The 6,162-nt window shown below is 44.7% G+C and carries 3 protein-coding genes and 1 tRNA gene; all 4 read left to right on the top strand.

Annotation, left to right across the window (positions count from 1 at the left end):
• Window positions 1-172 precede the first annotated feature (172 nt).
• The 4 genes from AB5170_RS22125 to AB5170_RS22110 all read left to right on the top strand — a co-directional run bounded on the left by AB5170_RS22125 (window position 173) and on the right by AB5170_RS22110 (window position 6,015).
• Window positions 173-256, top strand: a tRNA-Leu gene (locus AB5170_RS22125).
• Between the two features lie 237 nt (window positions 257-493).
• Complete coding sequence (locus AB5170_RS22120; protein WP_148461718.1) at window positions 494-1,570, top strand: carbamoyl phosphate synthase small subunit; 1,077 nt, start codon at window positions 494-496, stop codon at window positions 1,568-1,570.
• Window positions 1,570-4,785 carry a carbamoyl-phosphate synthase large subunit gene (gene carB / locus AB5170_RS22115; protein WP_195409095.1) on the top strand — a complete coding sequence of 1,072 codons (3,216 nt, stop codon included), beginning with the start codon at window positions 1,570-1,572 and terminating at the stop codon, window positions 4,783-4,785. Before AB5170_RS22120 ends, carB begins: the two co-directional genes overlap by 1 nt.
• Before the next feature lie 327 nt (window positions 4,786-5,112).
• Complete coding sequence (locus tag AB5170_RS22110; RefSeq protein WP_173736706.1) at window positions 5,113-6,015, top strand: undecaprenyl-diphosphate phosphatase; 903 nt, start codon at window positions 5,113-5,115, stop codon at window positions 6,013-6,015.
• Window positions 6,016-6,162: the final 147 nt, after the last annotated feature.

Raw genomic sequence — 6,162 nt, 5'->3', positions numbered from 1 at the left:
TGTTGATGGAAGCATTATACTACATTGGGACATTTTCCTTTGTGGTATATTAGGACATTATCATAAATGGTTCATATTTTTCAAATTTTTTTGAAAATTAGTGTTGACATTTGACTGAATGTGTTGTATTATAATTAAGCAGTCGCGAGAGAGCGATTGAAACATAAGAAATGCAGGAGTGGCGGAATTGGCAGACGCGCAGGCTTCAGGTGCCTGTGGTCGCAAGATCGTGTGGGTTCAAGTCCCATCTCCTGCATTATTTTTTTTCTTTTGTTACGAATACCAGAGTTGCGTATAAGGTTGGCTGTGAGGCACAGGATGTCTCTTTTATTCAGACTCGGATCCAGTAGCTTTTTTTCTGTTGTGCAATTTTTTTCAGCACAACAGAATTTTTTTTTGCTCATATTTTGTTGAAAAAAGCATTTTGCTATGATACAATCTTGAAGATTTAGGATAAAATAAGAAAGAAAATGATATAAGAAAGGGAGATTGTATGAAAGCATTTCTGATATTAGAAGATGGCCATGTATTTACAGGAACCAGCATTGGTTCTGCAAGGGAAGTCATCAGCGAGATTGTTTTTAATACTTCCATGACCGGTTATCTGGAAGTAATGACAGACCCGTCTTACGCAGGACAGGCGGTATGCATGACCTATCCATTAATAGGAAATTACGGAATCTGTTATGATGACCAGGAATCCACCAGACCGTGGATCGACGCATTTATCGTACGTGAATTATCCCGTGTTCCAAGCAATTTCAGAAGCGTTGACACCATTCAGCATTTCTTGACCAAGCATGATATTCCTGGAATCGCAGGAATCGACACCAGAGCTCTTACCAAGATCCTCCGTGAGAAAGGTACCATGAACGGTATGATCACAGTGGATGAAAATTATGACTTAAACGCAATTCTCCCCAAGTTAAAAGCATATACAACTGGTAAAGTAGTGGAAAAAGTAACCTGCCGTGAGAAAGAAATCCTTCCTGGAAATGGTCCGAAGGTAGCCCTCATGGATTTTGGTGCGAAACGTAATATTGCCCGTTCCCTGAATAAGCGCGGATGTCAGGTAACTATTTACCCGGCTCTTACACCGGCCGAGGAGATCCTTGGAGATCATCCGGACGGAATCATGCTCAGCAATGGCCCTGGAGACCCGAAAGAATGCACTTCTATTATTAAAGAAGTAAAGAAACTTTACGATTCCGATGTTCCGATTTTTGCAATCTGTCTTGGACATCAGCTGATGGCACTTGCAACAGGCGGAGATACCTATAAGATGAAATATGGTCACCGCGGTGGAAACCATCCGGTAAAAGACCTTACAACAGGCAGAGTTTACATCTCTTCCCAGAATCATGGCTACGTAGTAGATGCCAAGGACCTTGAGGAGAAAAACATTGCTCATCCCGCATTTGTGAATGTAAATGACGGAACAAACGAAGGAATGTCATACGTTGGAAAGAATATTTTCACTGTACAGTTCCATCCGGAGGCATGCCCGGGACCGCAGGATTCCAGTTACCTGTTTGACAGATTTATGGATATGATGGGAGGAAATAAATAATGCCAAGAAATAAAGACATTAAAAAAGTACTTGTTATTGGTTCAGGTCCGATCATCATCGGCCAGGCAGCAGAGTTTGACTATGCAGGAACACAGGCTTGCCGTTCCCTGAAGGAAGAAGGTCTGGAGGTTGTTCTTTTGAACTCCAATCCGGCTACAATCATGACAGATAAAGATATTGCAGACCGTGTTTACATTGAGCCTCTCACCGTAGAAGTGGTAGAGCAGCTGATCCTGAAAGAGAAGCCAGACAGCGTTCTTCCTACCCTGGGCGGTCAGGCAGGTCTGAACCTTGCCATGGAGCTGGATGAGAAAGGCTTCCTGAAAGAACATAATGTAAGACTGATCGGTACTACAGCCCAGACCATTAAGAAAGCTGAAGATCGTCAGGAATTTAAGGATACCATGGAGAAAATCGGCGAGCCGGTTGCAGCTTCCAAGGTTGTTACCACGGTGGAGGATGGTCTTGCATTTACCAATACCATTGGCTATCCGGTTGTTCTTCGTCCTGCTTACACTCTTGGCGGAAGCGGCGGCGGAATTGCCCACAATGAATACGAGCTTCGTGAGATCCTGGAGAATGGTCTTCGTCTTTCCCGTGTTGGAGAGGTTCTGGTAGAGCGCTGTATCGCAGGCTGGAAAGAAATCGAGTATGAGGTAATGCGTGACAGCGCAGGAAACTGCATCACTGTCTGCAACATGGAGAACATTGACCCGGTTGGTGTCCACACAGGAGACTCCATCGTAGTTGCTCCGTCCCAGACTCTTGGAGACAAAGAGTACCAGATGCTTCGTACCTCTGCCCTGAACATTATCACAGAGCTTGGAATCACAGGCGGATGTAACGTTCAGTACGCACTGAAACCAGACAGCTTCGAATACTGTGTTATTGAGGTTAACCCTCGTGTAAGCCGTTCCTCTGCACTTGCAAGTAAGGCAACTGGTTACCCGATCGCGAAGGTTGCAGCGAAGATCGCACTTGGATATACACTGGATGAGATCCCGAATGCCATCACTGGAAAAACATACGCAAGTTTCGAGCCGATGCTTGACTACTGTGTCGTTAAGATCCCGAGACTTCCATTTGATAAATTTATCACAGCTAAGAGAACCCTTACCACTCAGATGAAAGCTACTGGTGAGGTTATGAGTATCTGCCATAACTTTGAGGGGGCTCTTATGAAAGCAATCCGTTCCCTGGAGCAGCATGTTGACAGTCTGATGTCTTACGATTTTACACAGCTTACAGATGGGGAACTGCTGGATGAGCTGGCAATCGTGGACGACCGCAGAATCTGGAAGATTGCAGAAGCAATCCGCCGTGGTATGCCGCAGTCCATGCTTCATGACATTACCCAGATCGACATCTGGTTCATTGACAAGCTGGCAATCCTTGTTGGAATGGAAAATGCCCTGAAGACCAGAAAACTTACCAAAGAGCTTCTTTTGGAAGCAAAACGTATGGAGTTCCCGGACTACATCATTGCCCGTCTTACAGGCAAAACAGAAGAAGAGATCAAAGATCTTCGTGCAGATTACGGTATCAAGGCTGCTTATAAGATGGTAGATACCTGTGCAGCAGAGTTTGCAGCTGCAACTCCATATTACTATTCTGTATATGGTGATGAAGGCACTGAGAATGAGGCAATTGCCACACCGGATAAGAAAAAGATCCTGGTACTTGGCTCCGGCCCGATCCGTATTGGACAGGGTATTGAGTTTGACTTCTGCTCTGTACACTGTACCTGGGCTTTTGCAAAAGAAGGATATGAAACTATCATTATCAACAACAACCCAGAGACAGTTAGTACAGACTTTGATATTGCAGATAAACTGTATTTCGAGCCTCTTACACCGGAAGATGTTGAGAATATTGTAAATATTGAGAAACCGGACGGAGCTGTTGTACAGTTCGGTGGACAGACCGCCATCAAGCTGACAGAAGCTCTTACAAAGATGGGTGTAAAGATCCTTGGAACCTCTGCTGAGAATGTAGACGCTGCTGAGGACCGTGAGCTGTTCGATGAAATCCTGGAGAAATGTCAGATTCCGAGACCGAAGGGACACACTGTATTTACCGCAGAAGAGGCGAAGAAAGCAGCAAATGAGCTGGGCTATCCGGTTCTGGTTCGTCCTTCCTACGTACTTGGCGGACAGGGCATGAGAATTGCTGTAAGCGATGAGGATGTGGAAGAGTACATTGGTGTGATCAACCAGATTGCACAGGAGCATCCGATTCTTGTTGACAAGTACCTGATGGGAAAAGAAATCGAGGTTGATGCCGTTTGCGATGGCGAGGACATTCTGATTCCTGGTATTATGGAGCACATCGAGCGTGCCGGAATCCACTCTGGTGACAGTATTTCCGTATATCCGGCAAGAACCATCAGCGAGAAAGCCAAAGAGACTATTGCAGAGTACACCAGACGTCTTGCAAGAGCACTTCATGTAGTGGGTATGATCAATATCCAGTTCATCGTTCTTGGGGATGATGTATATGTAATCGAGGTTAATCCACGTTCCAGCCGTACCGTACCTTACATCAGCAAAGTTACCGGAATCCCGATTGTACCGCTGGCAACCAAGGTAATCCTTGGATACAAACTGAAAGATATGGGCTATGAGCCTGGTCTTCAGCCAGAGGCAAAACACATTGCCATCAAGATGCCGGTATTCTCCTTCGAGAAGATCCGCGGCGCTGATATCAGCCTTGGACCGGAGATGAAATCTACCGGTGAGTGCCTTGGTATTGCAGAGACCTTCAATGAGGCTCTTTACAAAGCATTCCTTGGAGCTGGAATTCGTCTGCCGAAGTATAAGAACATGATCATGACTGTAAGACCGGAAGAGCAGGAGGACGCTGTACCGATCGCTAAGAGATTTGAGGCACTTGGATACCGCATCTATGCCACAAGAGGAACTGCCAATACTCTGAAAGAGCATGGTGTTAAGGTGATCCGTACCAACAAGCTGGAGCAGCCGGCACCGAACCTTATGGACTTGATTCTTGGTCATAAGATTGATGTGGTTATTGATATCCCATCTCAGGGTGTTGAGCATCAGAAGGATGGTTTCGTGATCAGACGTAATGCAATCGAGACAGGGGTAAATGTTCTCACCAGCCTTGATACTGCAGAAGCGCTTGTGACCAGTCTTGAAAATACAGATGCCAATTGCTTAAGCCTGATTGATATTGCAACTATTGCAAGACGCTAAAGGAAGAGTGTGCAGTCTGGGATTTTTGCGTTACTGTTTACTGGTAACATTCCGCGAGGTGTTTTTTGTGAACAAAGTTCACAGAAAACCCGAGAGTTGCGGCGCGAAATCATGCAAAGCATGATTTCTGTGCATCGCGAAGCGTGTTACTGTGAACGGAGTGAACAGTAACATTTTTGCAGTAAAAATTGTAGAAAAAAACAAAATACAAGTTTACGAAAAATACTTTCTGTAATATACTAAAGAGGACGGAGAAGTTTAAGTCTCCGTCCTCATTTTGTTAAAGTGGGTGCACATGGAGAGTGCATTCATAAGAAAGGGGTAGAAATGGATATTATCGAACTTTTAAAGGTAATTTTCCTTGGCATTGTGGAGGGAATTACAGAATGGCTTCCCATCAGCAGTACCGGTCATATGATCCTGGTAGATGAATTTCTTCATCTGGATGTTTCCAAAGAATTTATGGATGTATTTCTGGTAGTGATCCAGCTTGGAGCCATCCTTGCAGTTGTTGTTTTGTATTGGAATAAGCTGTGGCCTTTTTACATAAAGAAGCTTCCAAGAAGAACCCAGATGGCTATTGCGAAGAAGCCCAAATGGGCACAGGTGATCCTGAATTTTGTGGAGCGCTTCTGCGATAAAGAGAAATGGGTGCTGTGGTTTAAGATTGTGGTAGCATGTCTGCCGACCATTGTGATCGCACTTCCGTTTGATGATTTCATTGAAGAACATTTTAATAACTATGTGGTTGTTGCTATTGCGCTGATTGTTTACGGTGTTTTGTTTATTGTTGTGGAAAACTATAACAAAGGCAGAGAGCCGCAGTGCACAAGTCTGGAAGATTTGTCCTTTAAGACTGCTTTCCTGATCGGCTGTTTCCAGGTACTCTCTGTCATTCCTGGTACATCCAGATCTGGTTCTACCATCATCGGAGGAATCCTGGTGGGAACTTCCCGTACAGTTGCAGCTGAATTTACCTTCTTCCTTGGAATCCCGGTTATGTTCGGAGCCAGTCTTCTGAAGATTCTGAAATTTGGCTTTAGTTTTACTGGTACAGAGGTACTGATCCTGGTAGTCGGTATGGTGGTTGCATTTGTGGTTTCCATCCTTGCAATCAAGTTCCTGATGGGATATATCAAGAAGCATGATTTCAAAGCTTTTGGATGGTACCGAATCGTACTTGGTGCGTTGGTGCTGGTTTATTTTGTGGGTAAGACTTTACTGGCATAAATTACAAATAAGAAATTTCGGCGTCAGCCTGCAGGGGAAAATTTGCAGGTTGGCGTTTTTTGCTATTTAATGTGTTGGTCGTTATTCCGGACGCGATTTCACAATGTATATTCACCGCCGCGCGTCGCAACGTTCCGGCAAGCTAAT

This window comes from Ruminococcus sp. RTP21484sp1_RTP21281st1_A8_RTP21281_210402 (assembly GCF_040914025.1).
Lineage (GTDB): Bacteria > Bacillota > Clostridia > Lachnospirales > Lachnospiraceae > Blautia_A > Blautia_A faecis.
This window is presented reverse-complemented; position numbering and strand designations above follow the sequence as displayed.

Coding starts and splice junctions, on each gene's coding strand:
- AB5170_RS22110 (WP_173736706.1), top strand. CDS start 5,113: ATGGATATTATCGAACTTTTAAAGGTAATTTTCCTTGGCATTGTGGAG.
- AB5170_RS22120 (WP_148461718.1), top strand. CDS start 494: ATGAAAGCATTTCTGATATTAGAAGATGGCCATGTATTTACAGGAACC.
- carB (WP_195409095.1), top strand. CDS start 1,570: ATGCCAAGAAATAAAGACATTAAAAAAGTACTTGTTATTGGTTCAGGT.